Source organism: Deinococcus psychrotolerans, assembly GCF_003860465.1.
GTDB classification, from domain to species: Bacteria; Deinococcota; Deinococci; order Deinococcales; family Deinococcaceae; genus Deinococcus; species Deinococcus psychrotolerans.
This window is the reverse complement of sequence record NZ_CP034184.1, coordinates 417,186-437,835: the sequence shown is the minus strand read 5'-3', so window position 1 is coordinate 437,835 and position 20,650 is coordinate 417,186. Positions and strand designations below refer to the sequence as shown.

The 20,650-nt window shown below is 59.4% G+C and carries 19 protein-coding genes and 3 pseudogenes; 12 read left to right on the top strand and 10 right to left on the bottom strand.

Annotated elements, in window-relative coordinates; genetic code table 11:
- Window positions 1–23: 23 nt before the first annotated feature.
- The gene (locus EHF33_RS15790; protein ID WP_124873894.1) at window positions 24–1,058 is read right to left on the bottom strand and encodes a LacI family DNA-binding transcriptional regulator; all 1,035 of its coding nucleotides are present in this window, start codon (window positions 1,056–1,058) and stop codon (window positions 24–26) included.
- A 308-nt stretch (window positions 1,059–1,366) separates the two neighbouring features.
- On the opposite strand from EHF33_RS15790, the pseudogene EHF33_RS15785 reads away from it, so the two are divergent.
- Window positions 1,367–2,277, top strand: a pseudogene (locus tag EHF33_RS15785) (IS6 family transposase).
- Between the two features lie 261 nt (window positions 2,278–2,538).
- On the opposite strand, the gene EHF33_RS15780 reads toward EHF33_RS15785, so the two are convergent.
- Window positions 2,539–3,162 (bottom strand): TetR/AcrR family transcriptional regulator, encoded by a 624-nt coding sequence (locus EHF33_RS15780; protein ID WP_124873892.1) that lies wholly within the window; start codon window positions 3,160–3,162, stop codon window positions 2,539–2,541.
- 55 nt (window positions 3,163–3,217) lie between these two features.
- Here EHF33_RS15780 and EHF33_RS15775 point away from each other — a divergent pair, with 55 nt between their 5' ends.
- Window positions 3,218–3,646 (top strand): ester cyclase, encoded by a 429-nt coding sequence (locus tag EHF33_RS15775; protein ID WP_124873890.1) that lies wholly within the window; start codon window positions 3,218–3,220, stop codon window positions 3,644–3,646.
- Window positions 3,647–4,053: 407 nt separating this feature from the next.
- Here the strand turns inward: EHF33_RS15775 and EHF33_RS21200 are convergent, their stop codons facing one another.
- From EHF33_RS21200 to EHF33_RS15755, 5 genes are all read right to left on the bottom strand, one after another.
- Window positions 4,054–4,218 carry a hypothetical protein gene (locus tag EHF33_RS21200; RefSeq protein ID WP_164473567.1) on the bottom strand — a complete coding sequence of 55 codons (165 nt, stop codon included), beginning with the start codon at window positions 4,216–4,218 and terminating at the stop codon, window positions 4,054–4,056.
- A gap of 11 nt (window positions 4,219–4,229) precedes the next feature.
- On the bottom strand, window positions 4,230–4,448 hold the full coding sequence (locus tag EHF33_RS15770; RefSeq protein WP_124873888.1) for a hypothetical protein: 219 nt from the start codon (window positions 4,446–4,448) through the stop codon (window positions 4,230–4,232).
- Window positions 4,445–4,777 (bottom strand): diguanylate cyclase domain-containing protein, encoded by a 333-nt coding sequence (locus tag EHF33_RS15765; RefSeq protein ID WP_124873886.1) that lies wholly within the window; start codon window positions 4,775–4,777, stop codon window positions 4,445–4,447. Before EHF33_RS15765 ends, EHF33_RS15770 begins: the two co-directional genes overlap by 4 nt.
- A gap of 67 nt (window positions 4,778–4,844) precedes the next feature.
- The gene (locus tag EHF33_RS15760; protein WP_124873884.1) at window positions 4,845–6,119 is read right to left on the bottom strand and encodes an AAA family ATPase; all 1,275 of its coding nucleotides are present in this window, start codon (window positions 6,117–6,119) and stop codon (window positions 4,845–4,847) included.
- Complete coding sequence (locus EHF33_RS15755) at window positions 6,116–6,748, bottom strand: RNA ligase family protein (protein ID WP_124873882.1); 633 nt, start codon at window positions 6,746–6,748, stop codon at window positions 6,116–6,118. The genes EHF33_RS15760 and EHF33_RS15755 overlap by 4 nt, the downstream gene beginning before the upstream one ends.
- Window positions 6,749–7,087: 339 nt before the next feature.
- Here EHF33_RS15755 and EHF33_RS15750 point away from each other — a divergent pair, with 339 nt between their 5' ends.
- The 5 genes and pseudogenes from EHF33_RS15750 to EHF33_RS15730 all read left to right on the top strand — a co-directional run bounded on the left by EHF33_RS15750 (window position 7,088) and on the right by EHF33_RS15730 (window position 13,502).
- On the top strand, window positions 7,088–8,317 hold the full coding sequence (locus EHF33_RS15750; RefSeq protein ID WP_124873880.1) for an MFS transporter: 1,230 nt from the start codon (window positions 7,088–7,090) through the stop codon (window positions 8,315–8,317).
- Between the two features lie 514 nt (window positions 8,318–8,831).
- A pseudogene (locus EHF33_RS15745) lies at window positions 8,832–9,592 on the top strand (IS6 family transposase).
- A gap of 60 nt (window positions 9,593–9,652) precedes the next feature.
- Window positions 9,653–9,895, top strand: a pseudogene (locus EHF33_RS15740) (IS6 family transposase); the annotation flags it as partial.
- 210 nt (window positions 9,896–10,105) lie between these two features.
- Window positions 10,106–11,257 carry an ATP-binding protein gene (locus EHF33_RS15735; RefSeq protein ID WP_124873878.1) on the top strand — a complete coding sequence of 384 codons (1,152 nt, stop codon included), beginning with the start codon at window positions 10,106–10,108 and terminating at the stop codon, window positions 11,255–11,257.
- Between the two features lie 7 nt (window positions 11,258–11,264).
- Window positions 11,265–13,502, top strand: a complete 2,238-nt coding sequence (locus EHF33_RS15730; protein WP_164473566.1) for a vWA domain-containing protein — start codon at window positions 11,265–11,267, stop codon at window positions 13,500–13,502.
- A gap of 275 nt (window positions 13,503–13,777) precedes the next feature.
- Here the strand turns inward: EHF33_RS15730 and EHF33_RS15725 are convergent.
- Window positions 13,778–14,544, bottom strand: a protein-coding gene (locus EHF33_RS15725; RefSeq protein WP_124873874.1) for an IS5 family transposase whose coding sequence is annotated in 2 segments (ribosomal slippage) — window positions 13,778–14,202 and window positions 14,202–14,544 — 768 coding nt in all. Because the reading frame shifts where the segments join, the coding sequence is not laid out codon by codon here.
- 400 nt (window positions 14,545–14,944) lie between these two features.
- Between EHF33_RS15725 and EHF33_RS15720 the strand changes: the two genes are divergently transcribed.
- From EHF33_RS15720 to EHF33_RS15700, 5 genes are all read left to right on the top strand, one after another.
- Window positions 14,945–15,559 (top strand): gamma-glutamyl-gamma-aminobutyrate hydrolase family protein, encoded by a 615-nt coding sequence (locus EHF33_RS15720; protein ID WP_164473565.1) that lies wholly within the window; start codon window positions 14,945–14,947, stop codon window positions 15,557–15,559.
- A complete protein-coding gene (locus EHF33_RS15715; RefSeq protein ID WP_124873870.1) occupies window positions 15,556–16,185 on the top strand; it encodes a gamma-glutamylcyclotransferase in 630 nt (209 codons plus the stop codon). Before EHF33_RS15720 ends, EHF33_RS15715 begins: the two co-directional genes overlap by 4 nt.
- Window positions 16,182–16,430, top strand: a complete 249-nt coding sequence (locus EHF33_RS15710; protein WP_124873868.1) for a hypothetical protein — start codon at window positions 16,182–16,184, stop codon at window positions 16,428–16,430. The genes EHF33_RS15715 and EHF33_RS15710 overlap by 4 nt, the downstream gene beginning before the upstream one ends.
- Window positions 16,423–17,421 carry a GIY-YIG nuclease family protein gene (locus EHF33_RS15705; protein WP_124873866.1) on the top strand — a complete coding sequence of 333 codons (999 nt, stop codon included), beginning with the start codon at window positions 16,423–16,425 and terminating at the stop codon, window positions 17,419–17,421. Before EHF33_RS15710 ends, EHF33_RS15705 begins: the two co-directional genes overlap by 8 nt.
- A 184-nt stretch (window positions 17,422–17,605) precedes the next feature.
- On the top strand, window positions 17,606–18,874 hold the full coding sequence (locus tag EHF33_RS15700) for a hypothetical protein (RefSeq protein WP_124873864.1): 1,269 nt from the start codon (window positions 17,606–17,608) through the stop codon (window positions 18,872–18,874).
- Window positions 18,875–18,881: 7 nt separating this feature from the next.
- Here EHF33_RS15700 and EHF33_RS15695 read toward each other — a convergent pair whose 3' ends face one another.
- Window positions 18,882–20,288, bottom strand: a complete 1,407-nt coding sequence (locus EHF33_RS15695; protein WP_124873862.1) for an HsdM family class I SAM-dependent methyltransferase — start codon at window positions 20,286–20,288, stop codon at window positions 18,882–18,884.
- Window position 20,289: 1 nt separating this feature from the next.
- Window positions 20,290–20,520: a hypothetical protein gene (locus EHF33_RS15690; protein WP_124873860.1), complete on the bottom strand. Its 231-nt coding sequence runs from the start codon at window positions 20,518–20,520 to the stop codon at window positions 20,290–20,292.
- Window positions 20,521–20,650: the final 130 nt, after the last annotated feature.

Sequence of the window (20,650 nt, the reverse complement as noted above, 5' to 3'; positions counted from 1 at the left end):
CGTTATCTTGGGGCGATAAAAAATTAGGGAGCCATAGTGGGAACCTCCTGCGGGGGTGCTGTTGAAGAACGCACAATGAGTTGCGCCGAGAGTCGATGAACACGGGAACCAGCGGGAAGTTCCGCTGAGTCGTCAAGGGTCTGGATAAGGAGCTGTCCGGCCTGATAGCCCATGTTGTATGCAGGCTGTACGATGACCGTGAGTGGTGGTTCCATCAGTCTTGTCCAGCGAGCGTCATCCATTCCGATGAGGGAGACGTCGTTGGGGAGCCGAAGCCCGAGAAGTCGGATCGCCTGAACAGCGCCGGCCAGCATCTCGTTGGTGGTGACGATCAGGGCGGTCGGGGGCGTGTCTTGCGTGAGTAAAAAAGTGGTGGCGCGCATGCCGCCAGCTTCAGAGAACACGTCAGAGACGAGTCGCCCTGGATTGATGGGTAAGCCGTGAGCAGCCAGACTCTCCAGAAAACCGGCATGCCGTTCGACTTCCGTACTCACTGGTGCATCACCGTAGATCAGCCCGATGTCGCTGTGGCCGAGCTGGACGAGATGATCGACCGCCTGGGCAATGGCGTTGCGGTTGTCGAGAAGCACTGCGTATCGGCTGAAATCACCGAGCGTGCGGTCAACTTCAACGATGGGCATTTGACGGGATAGGGATTCTAGGTACGGATCACTGTCTGAGGACGGTATGACAATTAGCCCGTCGACGTGGTAGCCCTCAAAGATCTGAGCGTACATAATCTCTCGCTCAAGAGAACTCCCATGACCAGTAATGACGGCGTAGCCTCGTTCAAGAGCAGCGTCCTGAATTCCCTGAGCAAGAATGTTATGGAATGTGGCTGTGTTACCGGCGGAGAGGTACCCGATGATATTCGTTCGTTGTTCGCGAAGACTTTTAGCGAGACGGTTAGGCCGGTAGCCCAGTATGGTTACGGACTGATCAACCCTGGCCTTGAGTTCAGGGGCAACGTTGGGCACGCCCCGGAGCACACGGCTCACTGTCGGAACCGAAACTCCAGCGTGGTGCGCAACGTCAGACAACTTAATAGTCCTAGACATCTTCACCTCAGATAACGTTATCTCGTTTGAATGAAGTGTTGCATGGAGGCTAGTCGCTGTCAAGTAACTTGTTGGTTCCTGCGAAGGCGTTCGCCTTTCAGCGCCAGCCTGATGGTTTCGATGGTCTGCTGTTGCAGATCGCGGGTGCCCTCGCCCAGCAGGTTCAGCGGGTGCTTGGGGTCGCCAGTGTACCCGCGAACTCACTCGCAACCCGGAAGTGCAGGCTCGAAACTCTGCTGACCTACTCAGCGTCTCGTTTTCTTCACACGCGACGGTTGTGTTGCCTCAATCGGGTGGGGGTAGGCTGAATGTCCGTGACTGACGCCAAGCCATACCGCCACCGTTTTCGCATGATCATCATCCAGCACGCCGTCTGGCTCTATCACCGCTTTCCTTTGAGTGACTGGGACGTTCAGGAATTGCTCCACCAGCGCGGTATCCAGGTCAGTATCGTCGTGAACGGACGCCCTTGAGGACGCCACTCCTCCACGAAACCCTCCGCGAATGGTGCATAAAATTCGGATCTCTCTTTGCCGAAGACCTGCGCCATCCGGAACCCCGTCGGGGTTCTCGATGGTACCTCGACGAGGTCTGTACGAGCGTCGATGGCGCTTCGACACTGGCTCTTCTTGGGCAGAACGGACGCGCCTGGGCACGCCTGCCCGCTGGAGGGCCGTGGACGAGTACGGTTTCGTGCTCGACATCTTTCCTCCAGCGTCACCGTAATACCGAGGCCGCGAAGACGTTCCTGGCCCGACTCTTGGGTGAATACGATGTCCCAGAGGTCATCCATACCGACCAGCTCAGGAGTTCCGGAGCCGCGATTCGAGAGATCCCCGGCCTCGCTGACGTCGACCACCAGCAGATGATCTCCACGGCACGTTGCAACAACGTCATTGAGCAGCGGGCAGGCCCCAAACGGGTGTATCGTCATGAACGGACACCCGTGTGGGGCCATTCCTCCCGTTCTGCCCAAGACAAGAACACCGATCCACACGGCGACAAGAGCGATCCCAGCAAGGATTCAAAAGGCAAAAACGCACTCAAGAATTCCTGAGTTTACATGCTCGAATCAGCAGGCAAGCGTCGTCATCGGCGCTGTTCTGCCCAAGACGCCAATCTTCACCATTATTCCCGCACTCGCGTCACCGCCGCCACCCGAAGAAGCGGGCAGGCGTCCTCATGGGCGTCCGTTCTGCCCAAGAAACAACCAAAATAAAGCGTTCCAGACGTGGTCAACTGTCGCGGCAGGGGTGATCTGAACTTCAGATCGCCACTTCAGATCGCCCCTGCCCTCAGCCTGCCGTGCCGCCAGTTAAGGCAACACAACCGTCGATCTCACCCACGTCAAGTTGTCTTCCCATATCAGCGATGCTGGTGGACGATCTCCATCACGGTGTTTTTGCCCAAACTCAGATCACGCGCGATCTGGCGGCTGCGAGCCGCCTGCGGTCTGCAAGTTGAACACTCCGGCCGCACATCAGTCCGCAGTCCTGGACTGATGGAACTGCGATTGTAGGACATCGGCCAGCCACCGCTCGTACCGCTGGGGTGTCCAGCCCCACTCGCCAACCAGTTCCTGGTACACCTCGGCGCGCGTCAGGGCCAGGAAGCTGGCGGCGGCCTCTTCCGGATCAAGTCCGAACTCCTGTGCCCAGCGCCGCATGGTCTGGCCCAGAGCGGCGCGTCTGCCGCTCATGGCCTCTTGAAGTTCAGCAGCCGCTTCCAGATCCACAGCCGCCGCCGTGGTGTAGACCCGGATCATCTGTCCGCCAGTTTCCCACTGTCGCCGGGTGGCGTGTGCAGCCAACTCAAGGCGTTGTGCGAGGTCAGGTTTGGTGCTGGCCTGTGTGTACAATGCACGTTGCTCAGAGTCCTGATGCCAGTTCTCCCGAATGGCTTGAAGCAATCCCCGTTTGCTGGTAAAGGCGCTGTACACGGTACTCACCGCCACCCCAGCCTGGGTAGCAATGGACTCCATGGTGGCGTTGCCATAGCCATCCTGAAGAAACCGCTCGGTAGCGGCCTGCACGATTAATTGTCGGGTCTGGAGGGCTTGGCGCTGTCGGTGGGTCAGCTGAGGAACCGCCTTGATTTCGGACATTGAGAGGAGTATAACATGGTTAAGTGTAGTTAAGCTCTATCGAAGGAGGTTTAGCATGTCGGGCAACGCGCATGAAGAAGTGGTTCGTCAGATAATCGAGCGAGCGTTTAACGGGGGAGACCTGAGCGCTGTCGATGAATTGCTCCAGCCAGAGGCCGTTGATCATCAGGAAGCGCCGGGAGCAAACTTTCCCACACACCTGAAACAGGTCATTTCAATGCTGCGAACCGCCTTCCCCGATCTCCATTTCGAGATTCAGCATTTGATGTCCAGCGGAGATGTCGTGGCGATGAATTCGGTCATGACGGGTACGCATCTGGGGCCTTTCCGTGACCTGCCGCCCAGCGGACGGCAGATCCAGGTGCGGCACATGCATTTTGTCCGGGTGGTGGACGGCAGGGGCGACGATCTGTGGCATCTGTGGGACATGCCCGGACTGCTGAGACAACTTGCGCCTGCGCGGAGTGCCGAGCCTGCTGCTTGATCTATGGCGCACATCTTTCTGACCTGCAACACGGGTCTTTCCCAAAACTTGAAGCGAACAAACTTCACAGACAGAAAGGAAACAAGTTCCCCTTCCAGAGGATGGAGATGACATCCTACTTAAGCATGTGTCCCGGCTGGGCTGGGGACACATCGGTCTAACGAGGGATTATTCCTGGCAGACGCAAGAAGTTCCTGCTCCTGGGCTGTTCAGGCCCTTGCGGAAGCCAGCAGATTGAACTCGTGCTGAACGTCTTTTAGCCCTTAGCGTAGCAGGGCGCACGAATCTTGAAGTGACCCGATTCACGGCAAAGCACTCTGCGATACATTTTAGCTGAATTTAGCTTTGAACGGTCTTGAATTGCATCCTGATCTTTGCTGCTTTCAGGACAATCTTAAGATTTAAACTCAACTGAAACTTTTCGGCATCAGCCGCATTTCTACGTCCATCTCCAGCACTTTGGCCATGCGGCGCAAAGTTTCCATACTTTTCGCGTGGTCATCGAGACCGAGCCGGTGTGACACCACCGGTAGTGTCACACTGAGTGGCGGGGCCACCTGAGTGCCACTCATCCGCCGCAGTCTTAGTGCTCGCCGTAGCTCCCCACGACCGGATCAGGAGCAGAGGCGAGCACTGCGTACTGGAGTTCCAGCACCGGCGTGTTCGGCGCGGCGGCCTCAACAGCTTGGGCCATCAGGAGATCCAGATCGCGCATCACTTTGAGATCAAAACCGAGTTCCTCCTGACCCAGCACCTTTTGCAGCAGGTCTACTGCTCGGCCACTCGTGCCACAAGGGTTCAAGTTGGCGTGCGGAAACGGCGACGTTCCTGAGTGGCCGTCGTAGGAGCGTCAGCTTTCTTGACCGCGTACATCCGCTCATCTGCCAGCCCCAACACCGCCCGGACATTCTCACACTCATGCCGCCACGCAATCCCAATTGCTGCACTCACGTCGTCGACAAAAGGAATTTGCAGACGGTTCATCGCCCAGGCTGAGAACGCTTCCGGCGACAGCAGCGTGTGACGCACCAAGACGACGAACTCATCGCCTCCCAGGCGGTAGACCTGAGCGCGTTCATGCGTCACGCGCGAGAGCCAGACTCCATAGCCCCGCAGGAGCGAGTCGCCCATGTTCGGAGCGGCACCTCAAGGGTCTGTGCCACCGTACGGCGAGGATTGGGTGAGTCAGCAGATGCGCTTACAGGCGACCCACTGCTGATAAGGAAAATCCTGCCTGCCCCGTGATCCGGTGGTCTTCGTCGAGCAAGAGGGTACGGTGCGCCTCGGGCAAGTACGGAAACTCGGCATTCTCGACCTGCTGGGCCAGTACTTGCGGTGGAACAGCGTGCAGGCGACCTGGATTGCGCCCGAATACAGCACTCACGGGCGGCTGAAAGACCACCAGGCTCGTGAGTGCGCCGTAGTCGAAGCCCAATCCTAGGGGCACTCTCCGAAAGTCACGCCGGGTGTTCGTTGCGTCCCAGACGACCTTTCCTTTGCGCCGCAGTACGCTTCGCAACCGCTCCTTGGCCTCCTGAAGCACGTGTCCGTTGAGTGATTGATCGGCCCGCTTTCCAGCCAGCTCGGCTCTCAGGGCGTCGAGCGAGACCACCGCATGATCGGGCAGCTGTTCGGCGATCCAGCTGCTTTTCCCCGATCCGCTCGGCCCACAGGTCACCACCAGTTCCGGAAACCCGGCGCGGGCAGGGTAGGATCGGGCGACTGCTTCCTGAGGCGTCTGGATCAGCCCAGCCTCGAAATCGAGGATGCCTTGCTGGAGCGTGAGGTCGGTCAGTTCAGAAGAGCCATCATTCAAATCGCCCTGAATCAGGGCCAGCCAGCCGCTGTACGGGTCTTCTCCGCTCCAGAGACCATACTCCTCGGCCTGAAGGCGGAACAGTTCCAGGTCTTCAAGGCGGGAATCCTGATCAGCGCTGATGCGTCCACGGAGATCGGCCTGCTCGAGCAGATACAGCAGCCGCAGATCAACCTGCCGGGCCAGTCGGCGGTAAGCAGCCAACGTTCCGGCCTCGTAGGTGCGGCCCAGGTTGTGGTGGTGACCGACCAGAGCCATGATGCCCTGCTGTATTCCGGCCGGCAGCTCCAACTCTGGCAAGCGGTAAGCCAGATAAGAGCGGCCCCGGTCAGCGTGGCGCGGCGAGATGATGCGTGTCTGCCCGTTCAGGTCTTCTGAACGTCTGGTGGTCAACGGCTTTCCGATGTCGTGCAGCAGGGCCGCCAGAATCAGTGTCAGGCGCGTGTCCGAGTCCAGTCCTGCCGTTTCAGCGACCCGGTAAGCCTCTTGCAGCACCTGGCTGGTATGCGCGGCCACGCTTCCCTCGGCGTGCCAGAGCGGTTCCTGCTCAGTTCCCGCCAGCTGGTCGAGTAAGGGCAGCACGTCGCCCAGGGCCGCCTGAAAGACGGCCAGATCAGGTGAAGCTCCGCGCCGGAGGCTTTCCAGTAGCGGTCTCATGGTTCTTTCCTCAATCTGTTGGGCGTGACCGCCTGATGCATCCAGTGTTCGTCCGTCTGAACATGGCCCGCGCGCACGTATTTGGCGAGGTGATCCTGAAAGGCGGCGTAAGCAAAGCCCCGCACCGTGCGAACCACGTAGCCTTCCATCACCTCCGGATCTACTGGCAGGGCACGGATCAGCCGTTCGTCCCAGAATCCCCGGTAGAGCTGGCGAGGGGTAGGCACACCGAGACGTTCGGCCCAGGCGAGGGTCTCATCCCAATTCAGGCTCGTGTTGGTTTCATCCCAGATGCTGAAAAGGTAGAAGTGGCTGTCCAGCTCGTGGTAACCAAGCGAGTGCCGGGCGTAAAGGTTTTCGCCGCACACCCGCCACCCATCGGGAATCAGGTAACCGACTCGGCTCTGAAGTCCCTTCACCCAGTCGCGCGACGGGTGCGGCCTGGGGTCGAGCGAACGGGCATGCAGACCACGGCGGTAGAGGGTGGTGTTCTCGCCGTCGAGCTTCTCGGTCACCACGACCTCCTGACCGACGAAGGCGTGGGTATTTGGCAATGAATCGTCGTCAGTGCCCACGCCTGACGACCAGGGCAGGTGAGGTGTGCGAGGGTATTTGCGCCGGGCGTCCATACGTATCGGCCACAGGTTAGCGGCTTGAGACGTGGCAACACAGCGCCATTTGAACAGGCCGGGGTAAGCTGAAGTACTTATGGCCGGCAGATGCTTCCCCGCTTTACGCTGTGATCTGGCAAGCTGTTTGCACGCTACCTGGAACGTCTTCTGCAATGCTCTTCGTTGTCAGAGGTATTTGCTGGACGTGGCCTGACGCTGGAGCAGTTCAGAAACTTTGAGCTTGGTCTCGGCGAAGACCGAGTGTCCGTTGAGGCCATCTTGAGATTGCTTCTTCTATCGGCGAGCTATAGGTGCTAGAGGCGCTCCAGCGCAATGTGGAGCTCTATGCTGGAATCCATGTCCGTAACTTCTCCTCCACATGTAGCATCTGGACGCTGGTCGGCGCTCGCCGGGCTGGCCACCGGTTTGTTCTTCACCATGGCACCGTGGTTCTCAGCGGCGGCACTGTTGCCGCAGTTGCGTGAGCTGTGGACACTGACTGATGTGGCTTCGGCATGGTTGACCTTGGCCGTCCAACTGGGATTCGTGCTGGGTGCCGTGCTCAGCGCTGCCTTCAACCTCGCTGACCGGGTGACGCCTCAACGATTGATTCTGGTGGGTGGCCTCCTCGCCGCCGCGAGTAATTTAGGCCTGCTGTTTGCCAGCGGTCTCGGCTCTGCCACGCTGCTGCGCGCGTTGACTGGGGCCGCATTGGCACTGGTCTACCCTTCGGCGCTGAAAGCCATGTCGGCCTGGTTTGTCACTGGGCGTGGGGTCGCGCTCGGCGTGATGGTCGGAGGACTGACACTCGGCTCGGCCTTGCCTCATTTGATCAACGGCTTCGGCGGTGCCAATTGGCGCGTGGTCATCGTGGCTACCAGTGTGCTGGCAGCGCTCGGCGGATTGATTGCCGTGCGGGTGGGAGAGGGGCCTTACCGGTTTCCGGCAGCTGTTTTCCAGCCGTCTCAGGCTTGGAAGATGCTCAGCGGGCGGGGCATGCGGCTGGCCACTTTGGGCTACCTGGGCCACATGTGGGAGTTGTATGCCATGTGGGCCTGGTTCGCCGCTTTCTTCAGTCAGGTGCTTGCAGGCCCCGCTGATTCTGAGCACCGTGAAGCGGCGTTTGCCACCTTCGCCGTGATCGGTATTGGCGCGCTCGGCTGCGTTCTGGGCGGTGTTCTCGGTGATCGGTGGGGCCGGACTCGCCTCGTGATTCTGGCGTTGGCATGCTCGGGTGGTTGTGCATTGGTTCTCTCCGGGCTGCTGTTGCTGGGCGCTTCACCGATGGTTCTGCTGGCCGTGAGTCTCATCTGGGGGTTCTGGATCATTGCGGATTCCGCTCAGTTCTCGGCTATCACCAGCGAGATCAGCGATTCTGCCTACGTCGGAACGGCCCTGACCGCGCAGTTGGGACTGGGCTATACCTTGACAGCCGTGAGTATCGCGCTGGTGCCCATCTTGGTGCGTGCGAGCGGTTGGCCAGCGACGTTTGTGTTGCTGGCCCTGGGACCGGTGGTGGGTATTTTCGCTCTTCGTCTGTTGTCCAGGCTGCCTGAGGCCACTCGAATCGCCGGTGGACGTGGCTGAACGTTTTTCCCCTCAGCGAGCGTAAGGATTCCTCCATCAGCGCGGGATTATTCCTGGTCACGAAGGTTGCGCTGCCTTGATCAGGGGGACAGACTGTGCCGACGATGATCTGGCCAGCCGTGTGTGAATCTCTGCGACTGAGGGGTGCTGCTAATCCCATGGCGTACTAATCAGCGTCAGGATGCTCAGGCAGTATCTGGTGTGGAAGCGGTAGTGCCTCTCGGGCAGAAGGGGTGGCTTGCACCTGGGGCCCACGGCGTGCCGGAACGCCGAATCTTGATAATGCAGTGTAGGCTGCTGGTCAAGAGGATCAGGCGGGCCTGCGATATTCCGGCAAGCCCATTTTGTCGTCGTGGAATCGATCAGAATTGATGCGGCTAGCCAGTCCCGGTCGTCAAAGATGATGCGTCAGCGACGCTGGCGCTCAAGCCGATGTTGCTCGGCCTCGGCTTGGCTTCACAGTCGGTATGGTCTACTGATGGTTCTGGCAGGCTAACCGGTATGGTGGTGGTCAGTGACTGACCGTAAGCCCTACCGACACCGTTTCCCGATCAGCATCATCCAGCATGCAGTTTGGCTGTACCATCGCTTCCCGCTGAGTTACCGAGATGTACAGGAACTGCTTCAGGAGCGTGGTATTGAGGTTCGCCACGACACGCTTGGCGAGTGGAACATCAAATTCTCGCCGCTCATCGCTGAAGATCTGCGCCACCGGGACGAAGTCTGTACCACGGTCGGCGGTGTCCGTCACTGGCTCTTCTTGGGCAGAACGGACGCGCCTGGGCACGCCTGCCCGCTGGAGAGCCGTGGACGAGCACGGGGGCGTGCTCGACGTCTTGCTACAGCGCCACCGAGATACCGAAGCGGCAAGAACGTTCATGACTCGCCTGCTCGACGAATATCACGTCTCAGAGACGATCTGTACCGACAAACTGGCCAGTTATGGGGCCGCGATCCGAGAACTTCCAGCCCTTCAGGAGGTCGATTATCAGCAAGTGATTTCGACCGCCCGCTGCAATAATCTCATCGAGCAGCAGGCAAGCGTCGTCATCGGCGCTGCTCTGCCCAAGACAATCACACCGTGCCACACGACAACAAGAGCGGAGTCAGCTTAGTTCTAGAACACTCGAACGGATCCAAGAATTCCTGAATCTTCACGCCCGAGTCACCAACCTTCACCGCCATGTCAGAACTACGGTTCCCGCCCACATCAGAAGAAGCAACCAACACCGGGCATTTCAGATGTGGGGTGAGGTTGGCGCAGGGATAGCCTGAACTTCAGGCTATCCCTGCTGTTCGTCTGCCAGCAACACGACTAACCTGACAGAACCCCGCCAAGTCATTTCCTCTGCGCGCTGCAACAATTTGATTGAACAATCGCATCGCCCGACCCGGGAACAGGAGCGAGGTCAGCTGGGCTTCAAGAAACCGCGACGAACGCAGGAATTTCTGGCCCTGCATGCCCGCGTTTCGAACCTTCACCAGCACACCCGAACCACTGTCACCGCGCACAATCGAAGAACGCATCAGACGAAGGCCCACCTAGCTTGGCACCATGCCGTTAATGCGGTGGTCTGAATGTCAGACCGCCGCAGGGTAGATTCGGCTCGCTCGCGATTAAGTCGCTCCGACTTACAATTGATATTGGCCGAAAACACGCGCTTTAAGGCGGTTTTCTGACGCTCATCGAGGCGCTGTTGGCGTAAGGGCAATGGCGGATGCGTTCATGCTGCTGCGCCCTCAGAATGGACTTCTGGGCAATGACGTTACTGCCCCGCTTGGAGCCACATGATTGATCTCAACAAACTCCCCGCCGTCGACCACGACAGCTTCGGTGAGCTGATGCTCGACCTCGGCGATCGCCAGTCGGTGATGCTGTGGGGGCCGCCAGGCCTGGGCAAGACCGAAGCGGCCACCCGTTTCGCTCAGGACTACGGTTATCACTTCTTCAATCTGGTCGCGCCGATGATGGACGCCACCGACCTGCTGGTGCCCAGATTCATGCCCGGCACCAACACGACGGTGCGCTGCCCACCGCACGAACTGGTTCACCATCCACTGCCCGGCGAGGCGCAGCAGCCCAGCTTCGTGCTGCTCGATGAACTCAACGCCGCTGAGGTCAGCACCATCAAGGCACTGTTCTCATTGATCAACGAGCGCCGACTCGGCAACGTGGTGCTGCCCGAGCATTCCATTGTGGTATGTATCGGCAATCCGCCCGAAACCAACTCGGGAGCCAGACCACTGCTTGCGCCGATCATGAACCGGCTGCTGCACGTGCAGTTCCGGTTGAAGAACACCCACAGTTGGCTGACCTGGTTCGCCGAGCGTCAGGCGCGCGATCGGTTGGAGCCGCTGATCGCCCGTTACATCCAGGAGAGCGGCCTGACTAAACTCGTCGGGCGGCCCGGCGATGACGGCGAGATCAGCACCTCGCCCCGTGCCTGGACGATGCTGGCCCGCGCCCTGTCGGCACAGAGTCTCGGCTGGCCCGCCGCGCTGGAACAGGTGGCCCTCGGTGACGCCGCCGGTTTAAGACATGCCAGCGACACCCTGCGAACCATCGCCAGCGGAGCCGTATCAGAGAATGACGCCGTGCTGCTGGCCAACTGGTGGATGACGCAAGCCCGCAGCATCCGGCTGGAACCAATCTTGCGCGGCGAGTTGCCCGCTCCCTTTGACGCTGCTGACCGCCTGACGTTGTTGACGGTACTCAGTCAACTGCGGGTCAAGCTGGTGAGCGAGTTGCCTGCTCTGGAAACCCAGCTCAATGCGGGCAGCCGCCTGCTGGCTGAGCAGGCCGTGCGCGTGCTGCGGCAGACTGAACTGCGGGCACCGGAGGCCCTGCAAGCCTTCTTGGTCGGTAAGGAGCACGAAGCGCTGCTGCCCGGCTGGTTCCTGGACGATCTGCTTCAGACCACCGCCAACAGCGGAAACTGAGGCCCGTATGACCCTGCCGAAATTTAACTTGCCCAGGCTCAACATTCGCCAGCGCCCGGACGGAGCCACCGCGCTGGGCGACGGCCAATTTCAGGCCATCATCCAGCTTCTGAGCAGTCAGTGGCCGCATCAGCGCAACGCCACACGCCGCTTTGGTCAGCAAACACTCAAACAACTCAAAGCCTCAGACCGCGAACTCATCGACCTCTTGCCCATCAGCGGCCCCATCCTCGTCTCGCCTTGCGGGTGGAGTGTGGTTCCCGCCTCTAGTGAAAATGTACTGCCGAGAGTGGCGGGTTTAGACATCACCGAGTTGGCCGCTTGGAGTCACTGGATGCGGGAGGCTCATCTGGCAGCAGTGCGCCGTAACCCGGCGTTGATCGCGCAGGCCAGCGACCTCTTGCTGACGAAACTGGAGGCGCAAGGCTTCCAGACGCAGGAACAGGCCTTAAAAGCAGGGCGGCTGACAGAGCCGTTGCGACTGGTATCGGCGGCGCTCAGCCTCAGCGTGTACGCCAGTTTTCCAGGCAAAGCAGCCATTCAGCCGTTGCCGCCCGCACGTCTCAAGCTGACTGACAACCTCAAGCGGCTTGAAGCAGGTGAAGTGACTTGGCAAGAAGTGGAGCCTTGGGGGCCAGCGTTGTGGCCGTTTGCCTGGCATCCCGTTTTGACTCAGCTTGGCCGCGACGAGGACGCCAACCAGTTGCGAGCACTGCACAGTCTCGGCGGCGCGGTGTGGCATCACCCAGACATGAAAGCGCTGATGGAGAAGGCCGCACAGTTCCAACAGCAGCAGACTCTGGAGCTGCTCAAGTACCGTGCCGAACAGCGCTTACAAGACACTCAACTCACCGCTGGCCTGCTGGGAGCGGCAAACGATACGATCATCACCAAGTCCAACTCCCGCGCCAATGCCCTGCAACTCAGTCTTCAAGAAACCGCCGCTGCCATTCAGGCCGCCGTGCTGGGCCACGAGCATCCTAAAAAGACATCGGTGGAATCCAGCGTTCAGAAATGGCTCTCGGCCTGGGGCCAGCTGGATACGCTGCTGCCCGAGCTGCGCCACCTGCGCTCCATGCTGCGCCTCGACCTTGATCCCCGCACGGCTGAGCGGCTGCACGTCCGGCTGGCGGCGTATGATCCCCGGCCCCGTTCAGGTCGGCCCTGGGGTGAGATTGTGGTCAATGTCATGAACGCTGAGCGCGGCCAGGGCAGCGACCTCGCCCGCGTGCTGTGCCGATTGGTGGTGTCGGCGGCGCTGCGGCAGCCCGAACGTGGGCAACGTCGCCACGCCGTGCTGTGGTCGGCGGCCTGCGCCATGATCAACGAAGCCTGGTTTGACGAACTCGGCTTGCCACCGCTCAGCTCACAGCTTGACCCTCAACCCAACCGTGACACTGAACTGGAGCGCTTGGGCAGCGCGGAAGCCATCTACGCCGAACTCCTGAGGCGGCAAGGGCGGGAACGTTCGCTGAGCGGCTCACGCGGCGCAGGGCTAAGCGACTTTATTGCCGATGACGAGAATGCTTCGGCGCTGAGTGAAGCCGAAGAAGGTGCACTGCGAAAAGCCATTGGGCGCGGCTTGGAGGAGGCCGTCTTTTTACGGAGCGCTGGGGAAGGTCACGGCGGACTGGTGCGCGAACTGCGGGCGGTGGCCGCCGACCCGGTGGCCTGGCGACCCAAACTGTTGGAATGGGCTTCACCGCATTACCCCAGACCTCAGCGCAAGGCACGCTGGGACCGGCTGTCTCGGCGCACGCCCTCTGATAGCCAGATGGCGCTGCCGAGCTTCCGTGGTGAGGAGCGCAGCGGCGTGCAACTGGTGGTGATTGCCGACACTTCAGCCAGCATGGACGACGAGACGCTTGAGGAAGGGCTGGGGGCCATCGTGCAAACCTGCGCTGTGCTGGAAATTGGGGCGCTGCGGCTCATTTCCTGTGACACGCAGGCCACCGACCACGGAGTGATGAGTCCTTGGCTTCTGAGGCAAGCAGTCAAACTCAGCGGCGGGGGCGGTACTGAATTGCAAGACGGTGTAGAACTGCTCAATTCGCTTTCAAGGCCATCTTCAGATCTGCGTTTCCCGTCCGTGCCGCTCTCGACGCCGCTGCTGATTCTGACCGATGGCCTATTCTGGAAGAAAGTAGAGATCAAGTCTGGCCGTCCACACGCCTGGCTGCTGCCCAGGAACGCCCGTCTGCCTTTTCATACCACTGCGCCGGTGTTCACGATCCGCAAACGGTAGTGGAGAGTCAGGCAAGGCCGTGGGCGAGTCATGGGGTTGAATCCGCCGAAGGTGATCTCGAAAGCTGAGGAGAAAAACAGCACCCCACGCACAGTGCCGCGTACTTGGTTCCAGCAGAGCGGTAGCTGGAGATAACGGCAGCCAAAGAATTCAGTGCGTCTACAGTCGGCGGCGGTGGCGCTGATTTCTCACGTGGGAACTTCACCTCAAATGTCGTCTGCAGTCCATGAAACATCGAAGGAGTACGCCAAGTACTTTGATTGGTAGTCTAGAACTTATCCGGAAATTCTGCGAAGGAGCAGGAGGACGCAGGCAAGCTGAACAAAGCTCAGGAAGTGCTCGGCAAGACGTTCATATCGGGTCACGATTCGTCTAAAATTCTGAAGCCAAGCAATGGTTCGCTCCACTTTCCAACGTTTTCGATATCGCCGCAGTGGGCGACCATCTTGGGTTTGACGACGGTTGCGCCGGTTCGGCGCAATCATCTCAATGCCACGGTGTGCCATCTCGCTGTCTAAGCCGTCACTGTCATAGGCCTTATCGCCAATAAGCCGTTCCGGGTAATCCCAACCGAACATGCTGTCCAGTGTGTTCTGGACGAGCGTGACTTCACTCGGACTGGCGCTGGTGGTGAAGACGCTGATGGGCAGGCCACTGGCCTCGACCATCAGCATGACTTTGGTTCCTTTGCCTTTCTTGGTCTTCCCGACATCAAAGCCCCCTTTTTGGCGGCACTGAAAGTGCCGTCAATAAAGCTTTCGCGGAGATCGAGCAAGCCTTGATCATCAAGCTGTTCATACAGGGCCTCAAGCAGCGCCGGAAAGATAGTTCTGTTGTTCCATTCCTGAAAACGCTCAAAGCAAGTGGACTTCGGCGGGTACGTCGTGGGCAGCTGATTCCATTGGGCACCCGTATGGAGCACCCAGAGGATGCCTTCGAACACTTCGCGGTCTGGTCTTCTGGGTCGTCCACGCAGCGTCTTCTTCTCCGGGGGTGGAATGAGTGGGCCGAGGACGGCCCACTGTTCGTCCGTCAATCGCATCCCGCAAGTATTTCAAGCCTTCACGAACCAAACTGGAATTTCCGGATCACTTCTAGCCTGCGACTTTCGCAAGAGCTCTAATGATGAATTCGCGGATCTGCTGTAAAGGTTTGAGATTTAAAGACCTGTATCAGCTGATATATCTTCGTTTCAGCGAAAATATTCCCTGAAATACATAAACTAGCCGAAAACTCGTCCAATCACCTGTGTTGACAATGCTATGAACAGTGGCGTTCTTTCGAGTCTAGCGGCCTGAGAATCCAGAGGAGCGGGGATGGATCAAGCAGTCGTTGATCTTGTCGACCACGCCTGCTTTGGCTGCCTTGCCTGTATCTCGCTGCACATAGATTCTTGAAACTTTCACTTGACGAACATAATGTATACCTTTATTCTGTCAAGTATGAAAATGCAGATAGGGATTCTAGAGAGCAGTCGGAAGGATGATATTAGGGATCTGTTCGGCACCCACTATCCACAGATCACCTGCCGAGTAATCAATTCACACTTGACAATCGGCGAGATGGATGCTGTTCTCGCGGGCGGTGGCCCTGACCTGACGCCCAGCCTCTACGGACAGGAGAACCGTGCCAGCCGCGGAGTCAATCCCAAACGCGACATGGGCGAACTGGCGATCATAGAGGCGGTCCTCGCCGCCAGGGTGCCCTTTCTCGGACTCTGCCGGGGTGCCCAACTGCTCAACGTCGCCCTCGGCGGGACGCTCTGGCAAGATCTGGAGACTGAACGCGGTTCCCCTCATCCTGAGAGGCATCTGGTGAGGTTCAGTGGTAGAGGAGCACAGCGCCTTGGTGATGAAGCCCAGGTCAACTCCACCCATCATCAGGGGATCGACCGGGTCGCTTCCGGCTTGGAAATCATCGCTACTGCCGAAGATGGTCTGCCGGAAGCCTGGTACCGTCCGGGAGCCATCGGCGTCCAGTTTCACCCGGAGACACTGATCAAGGACGATCTCCGCTGGCTCCAGCTCTTCGACTGGTGGTTGGGAGGCGCGGCATGAAAGGCCTGCTTGACGGCCAGGAGATCCGGCGCAGACGCGAGAACCTCGGCCTTACCCTGCAGGAGGTCGCAGAAAAGGCAGGCGTGACCCGGCAATACGTCAGTTCCGTTGAGAGCAACAAGATCCAACTCATTCCGTCCGGTGTGGCGCGCATCATCGAAACGGTCGGCCTGATGGTCAGATTCGAGCAGCCGGGGCAGGGTGACTTTCCCGTTCACTTCTTCACCTACGGCAGCATGAAACCCGGCTTCATCAGGTACGGCTTGGTGGAAGGCAGCCTCCCGGAAGGTCATCGCTCAGCGGTGCTGGCCGGGTATCTGCTCTACGACAGCGGCATGGACTATCCCTGTCTGGTGCGCGGCGCGCGTGCGACTGACACTGTAGAGGGGGTCGTTTTCGAGTTCACTGGAAAGACCATCTTCAAGGCGTTGGAGCTCTTCGATGTCATCGAAGGAACGCAGAACGACCCACCGCTGTTTATCAGGCACCGCACTGTGGCCCTCGTCAACGGGGGGAGCGACCAGATGACCGTGCCGTGCTGGGTCTACCTCTATGGACAGTCCGTCGAGGGTATGAAGCCCGTCAAGGGCGGGAACTGGTTGAAAGAGAAAGGGAGGAGAAAATGAACGGCCAAAACAGTTTTCAATACGGCCTCGTCGTTGAGATCAGGCTGGCGGCTCTCAAACGCCGCTGGGGCACGCCACGTCAGGAGATCCTGGCACTCGCTCTGCAGGCGTGCCGTGGCGTCCGTTCGGAGCTGGACGCCACGCTCAAAGCATGGATGTACCCGACGCCCGATGTACTACGTCAAGAAGGCGAACGACTGTTCGGTGAAGGCGGCTGGACGATCCGAAGGAAGACCCATGTCTGACCATCTCCTGGCAGAACTCGGTTTCCCGGCCTTTCATGACGTTGTGGGGCAGGCTTCAGTTGCTCGCCTGTACGCAGCCGGACAGCGTTGCGGAATCTACGTTCTCGGATTCGCGGACGGCGAACGGTATGTCGGTCAGGCGCTCGATGTCACCAAACGCTATTTGAACCACCGCAAGACCTACGCCGACTTGATTCAGCTGAGCTTCAAGCGTGTGTCCGCAGAGGCGTTGGATGCCGAAGAGCAGCGCTGCATCCATACTTTGGAGGCTGGAGGCATGCTCCTGCGAAACTTCACGCACATGAGCGTAGTTCGCGGTAGCCGGGCGTTCGACGAGGTGGTCACGCCCGAGGAACAGGCAGCTTGGCTGCGGAGCGATCCAGATTTTCAGGATGATGAAGCGCACGTCCATGACGAATCGCTCAGGCGACGGCAGCGCCACAAATTCGAGCAGTTCATGACTTTGCCGCACGCGCAGGAGGCGCTCACACTCCTGGGCCTCTATTTGATGTCAACGTTGCCCTTCCCGCGCCGCACCGAACAGGACTTCTGGATCGTGAGCTGTCTGCCAGGGGGGGTCGGCAAGGAGTACAGCCTTTACTGCCGGGTCACGGTCAACATGCAGGAGAACTTTTCCATGTACGGCAACGAGAATGGCCTCGAATCATCCTTTCATATGGCCATCTCTCCACTCAAGGAGCTGCTGGGTGAGGACTGGCAACGGCAACTTGAGGAGAACGAGTATGAGGTTTCGGGTCACCGTTACAAATCTGGTGGGCACGATCAAACTCAAGTCTCTGCCTTCGAGTATGACCACGCGAGAGTCCTGCTCACCTCAAGAGAGACATTGCAGGCCATGGCCATTCTGAACTCCAGATTGATGCGTAGAGGCGGAACTCACCAGCCAGGTTCGCACTGCCCGCAACTGGTTGATGCGGCGATCGCTGCTGCCAGACAGGCCCTCGAGATGGAGATGAACCAAGGGGAGTAAGCACAGGCTCCAACTTCGTTTCTCATATGCTGTGAGATGGCCACACAGCTGCCCAGTGAATACAGCTGGAACGTGTGCCTTATTTGACGGCACTGGTACGGCTCCACGGTTAGCGCGTGATGGTCTCCAGTCGCTTTTGGCATCTGTGATGCTCTCGTATGAAGTGCCCCACTACCTTACTGGCATGACTGAGCGTTCTGAACTGATCTTGACCAACGGTCTGGGCGATCCCCTGATCAAACTCCGGGAAGCCCAATCCATCGATCTCCTAGACTGCCAGCCGTTTGCCTTATCCGCAGAGCAAAAACAGCAATTGGGCAACGCCATTCAGGGGGCCGCGCGGGCGGCTGTCTCCTCCGCGCCCGCTTTGGCTGCCGCCAACACGTACCGGCTGGTGTTGAGTCCGGAGATGCACTCCGCTCTGCAAAAAGGTGTTGGCGAGTTCATGCGTGTCGACGGGGGCTTGGTCGGCCACGTGCGCAACATCGAGACCGGCAAATTGATCGGTGCCGGCCACTTCAAGCCGCTCCAACTCACAAGGTTTGCCGCGGTCGCGACGATCGCGTTTCAAGTCGCCTCGATGGTCACCGCCCAGTACTACCTACACAACATCAACCAGAACCTGAAGTCCATCAACCACAAGTTGGACGGGCTGCAGGAGTTTCTCGAGACCCAGGCGACCGGGCGCATCATCGCGCTGCTCAAGGCGGTCGAGCGCAACTTCAAATTACTGCAGGCTCGGCCCCTCGACGTCGAAGAGCGGCACGCAACCTTCGAGGACATCCGGCACATCATCCGTGAGGCCGAAGGCCAGATGGCCCAGCATTCCATGCCGCTTCAGAACCTCCAGGCGGCCCTCGAAACCAGCACGCAGTTCAATCTCGAGGCGGCCAAGCAGTCTCTGGTCGAGCACAGCAAACACATGAACACGGCGCTGTTCGCGGCGCGGGCAAACCTGATGGCCCTGCACGTGGGTCTCCAGGCCGGCTGGGCCCTCGACCGCCTCAACCTGCACCGGGAAAGTCTCAGCGAAGCGCTCAGCGTGCTTGATGCGGCCACGACCACCTTCGACCGCGCACTCAAGCATGTGGAATCTCGAGTCGAGACCAAAAAGGTCGTCGGCGATCAGCCGTCGTTCTGGGTCTCACTGGCCATGGTGACTCCAGTGGTGAGCGCCCTGTTGATGGGAACCCGGATGGTCCAGGAGCACCAGAAGAAACGCACTGGGCAGCAGCGCGATCAGTTCGTGACCGAGCGGACGCCCGCCCTCAAACTGCACCGGGAAATGATTGCTCAGCTCCGTCAGGATCTGGAAGGTCTCCAAGAGCACGCCGCCAAGATGCAGGAGCGGAGTCGGCAGCCCGTGGCACTGGTGGCCCATATCGACAACAGCGGCGTGATTACCCAGGCCTACGAAGTGATCGACCGAGAAAAAGTGACGGTCGCGGTCTGAGTAGACGTCAGGCGATCAGTCCTCGGGGCAGCGCGTCGAATGCCTGTTGAAGATCCTGTTCTACGGCCTTCAGGTGTTCCAGTTGTTGCTGCAGATCGGCTTCGATGACCTTCAAGTCGCGCGTCTGGTCGGGTTCGAAATCCAGGTACTGGTTGGGTTGCCAGGCGTCTTTGTTCTCGAAGATGCGCTCGGATTCGACCAAAGCCGTATAGGGCTCACTCGGGGCGCGATCCCGAATCAAGGTGGTCAGTTGCTGGCGGACGTTTTCCGAGAGAACGTTGATCCGTGCTTCGCGGGTTCCCGAGGTGCTGGCGTCGATCATCAAGACATCCTGGCGACCGCGCGCTCCCTCTTCAGGTCGCTCAAAGATAGTCATGACCAGCGGCAAGGCCAGATTCGGGTACAGGGCGCTGGGCAAGGCGAAGACGGCACTTACCCAGCCTGCACTCAGGATGTCTCGGCGAATCGCTGCCTCGGCACCGCTCCGGAACATGGAACCGTGGGCGGTGATGAACACCGCACGGCCGCCTGGCTTGAGGGCGACGAGGCCGTGCTGCACAAATAACCAGTCCGCCGTTTTCGGCAGCGGCGCTCCACCAAAAGTGAAACGCGCGTCTCCCTGCAAGTCAGAAACAAGGTGGGGGATGGCCAGAGCGACGGGCGGATCGCCAGCGACGCGGTCAAAATCTTCGGCCTTGAGGGTGGACTGCGTCAAGCTGTCTTCCACTTGGATCTGAAAACGAACCACCCCGTGAAGCATCAAGTGAAGCGCGCCCAGCAAAGCCGCGTTTGGATCGATTTCCTGGCCGACATATTCCAGATCGTTGGGATCTTTGTGCTGCTGGACTTGTTCCTTGACCACTTCGACCAGAACACGCGCCACTCCACAAGTGGGATCCAGAACGCGCATGCCAGCCTGAGCGTCCAGCTGCGCGGCCATCAGCTTAGCGACACTGCTGGGAGTCTGACTGGTAACAACTGAGCGTCCACCATGATCGAGCAGGTCGCTACAGGCTTCTCCAAGTTCAACCAGGGCGTTCTGTGCAGATTTACCGCTGCTGACTTGCGCGACGAATAAGACAATCTTGCGCGAACTGCGGGCAATGGCCGCAGGATCGGTGGCCGGCACCGTGACCGAACTCCAACCTGTTTTAAGGCGCTTGTGGAACTTGAGGCGCTGGCCGAGTACGGTTTCCAGGCTCTCAAAAACGTCGTGTGCTGAGAGCTTGAGCTGGGTCAACTGACTCGCCGCCGCTTCGGGGAAGGGAACCCCCAGTTGCCCGAAGTGATCTTCAAATCGCCGGATGGTGTGTAGCAGGAGCAGGGCGCTCACCAAGGGGACGGCGTTGTTGAGCCCATCGTTACGCAGCTCATTCACCGCGTTGGACAAGGTACTGGAATAGGGCTGTTCCATCTTAGCCACGCTCCTTGACGATAAAGGCGGTCAGACGAGCGCTCAAGCTTTCGCTTCTCAGCGCAATGACCTTCTCGACCGTTTCCCGGTAATCGGCGGCGGCTTGAAAAGCTGCCGCGTAGTCCCGCTGCACCGCGAGCGGCGGCAGCTGAATCTGGATGTCTTTGAAGCGGTGGAGCGGAATGCCCTGCACGGTTAACCCGGTGAAGAGTGGCGCGACTTGGGTCTGCATGGCCTCTGAAGAGAATAGCCCCGCCAGGAACCTCGGATCTGCCAGTTCTGGCCGTACCTCGAGAATGGTTAGGCTGCTGCTGATCACGGCGTCTCTCAAGCCATCAGGAACAACGGCCCAGGTACGTTTT

What these genes read in the sequence shown, in the direction of transcription:
- EHF33_RS15790 (WP_124873894.1), bottom strand. Translation starts at nt 1,058, where the DNA reads ATGTCTAGGACTATTAAGTTGTCTGACGTTGCGCACCACGCTGGAGTT.
- EHF33_RS15780 (WP_124873892.1), bottom strand. Translation starts at nt 3,162, where the DNA reads ATGTCCGAAATCAAGGCGGTTCCTCAGCTGACCCACCGACAGCGCCAA.
- EHF33_RS15775 (WP_124873890.1), top strand. Translation starts at nt 3,218, where the DNA reads ATGTCGGGCAACGCGCATGAAGAAGTGGTTCGTCAGATAATCGAGCGA.
- EHF33_RS21200 (WP_164473567.1), bottom strand. Translation starts at nt 4,218, where the DNA reads ATGAGTGGCACTCAGGTGGCCCCGCCACTCAGTGTGACACTACCGGTG.
- EHF33_RS15765 (WP_124873886.1), bottom strand. Translation starts at nt 4,777, where the DNA reads ATGGGCGACTCGCTCCTGCGGGGCTATGGAGTCTGGCTCTCGCGCGTG.
- EHF33_RS15760 (WP_124873884.1), bottom strand. Translation starts at nt 6,119, where the DNA reads ATGAGACCGCTACTGGAAAGCCTCCGGCGCGGAGCTTCACCTGATCTG.
- EHF33_RS15755 (WP_124873882.1), bottom strand. Translation starts at nt 6,748, where the DNA reads ATGGACGCCCGGCGCAAATACCCTCGCACACCTCACCTGCCCTGGTCG.
- EHF33_RS15750 (WP_124873880.1), top strand. Translation starts at nt 7,088, where the DNA reads ATGTCCGTAACTTCTCCTCCACATGTAGCATCTGGACGCTGGTCGGCG.
- EHF33_RS15735 (WP_124873878.1), top strand. Translation starts at nt 10,106, where the DNA reads ATGATTGATCTCAACAAACTCCCCGCCGTCGACCACGACAGCTTCGGT.
- EHF33_RS15730 (WP_164473566.1), top strand. Translation starts at nt 11,265, where the DNA reads ATGACCCTGCCGAAATTTAACTTGCCCAGGCTCAACATTCGCCAGCGC.
- EHF33_RS15720 (WP_164473565.1), top strand. Translation starts at nt 14,945, where the DNA reads ATGAAAATGCAGATAGGGATTCTAGAGAGCAGTCGGAAGGATGATATT.
- EHF33_RS15715 (WP_124873870.1), top strand. Translation starts at nt 15,556, where the DNA reads ATGAAAGGCCTGCTTGACGGCCAGGAGATCCGGCGCAGACGCGAGAAC.
- EHF33_RS15710 (WP_124873868.1), top strand. Translation starts at nt 16,182, where the DNA reads ATGAACGGCCAAAACAGTTTTCAATACGGCCTCGTCGTTGAGATCAGG.
- EHF33_RS15705 (WP_124873866.1), top strand. Translation starts at nt 16,423, where the DNA reads ATGTCTGACCATCTCCTGGCAGAACTCGGTTTCCCGGCCTTTCATGAC.
- EHF33_RS15700 (WP_124873864.1), top strand. Translation starts at nt 17,606, where the DNA reads ATGACTGAGCGTTCTGAACTGATCTTGACCAACGGTCTGGGCGATCCC.
- EHF33_RS15695 (WP_124873862.1), bottom strand. Translation starts at nt 20,288, where the DNA reads ATGGAACAGCCCTATTCCAGTACCTTGTCCAACGCGGTGAATGAGCTG.
- EHF33_RS15690 (WP_124873860.1), bottom strand. Translation starts at nt 20,520, where the DNA reads ATGCAGACCCAAGTCGCGCCACTCTTCACCGGGTTAACCGTGCAGGGC.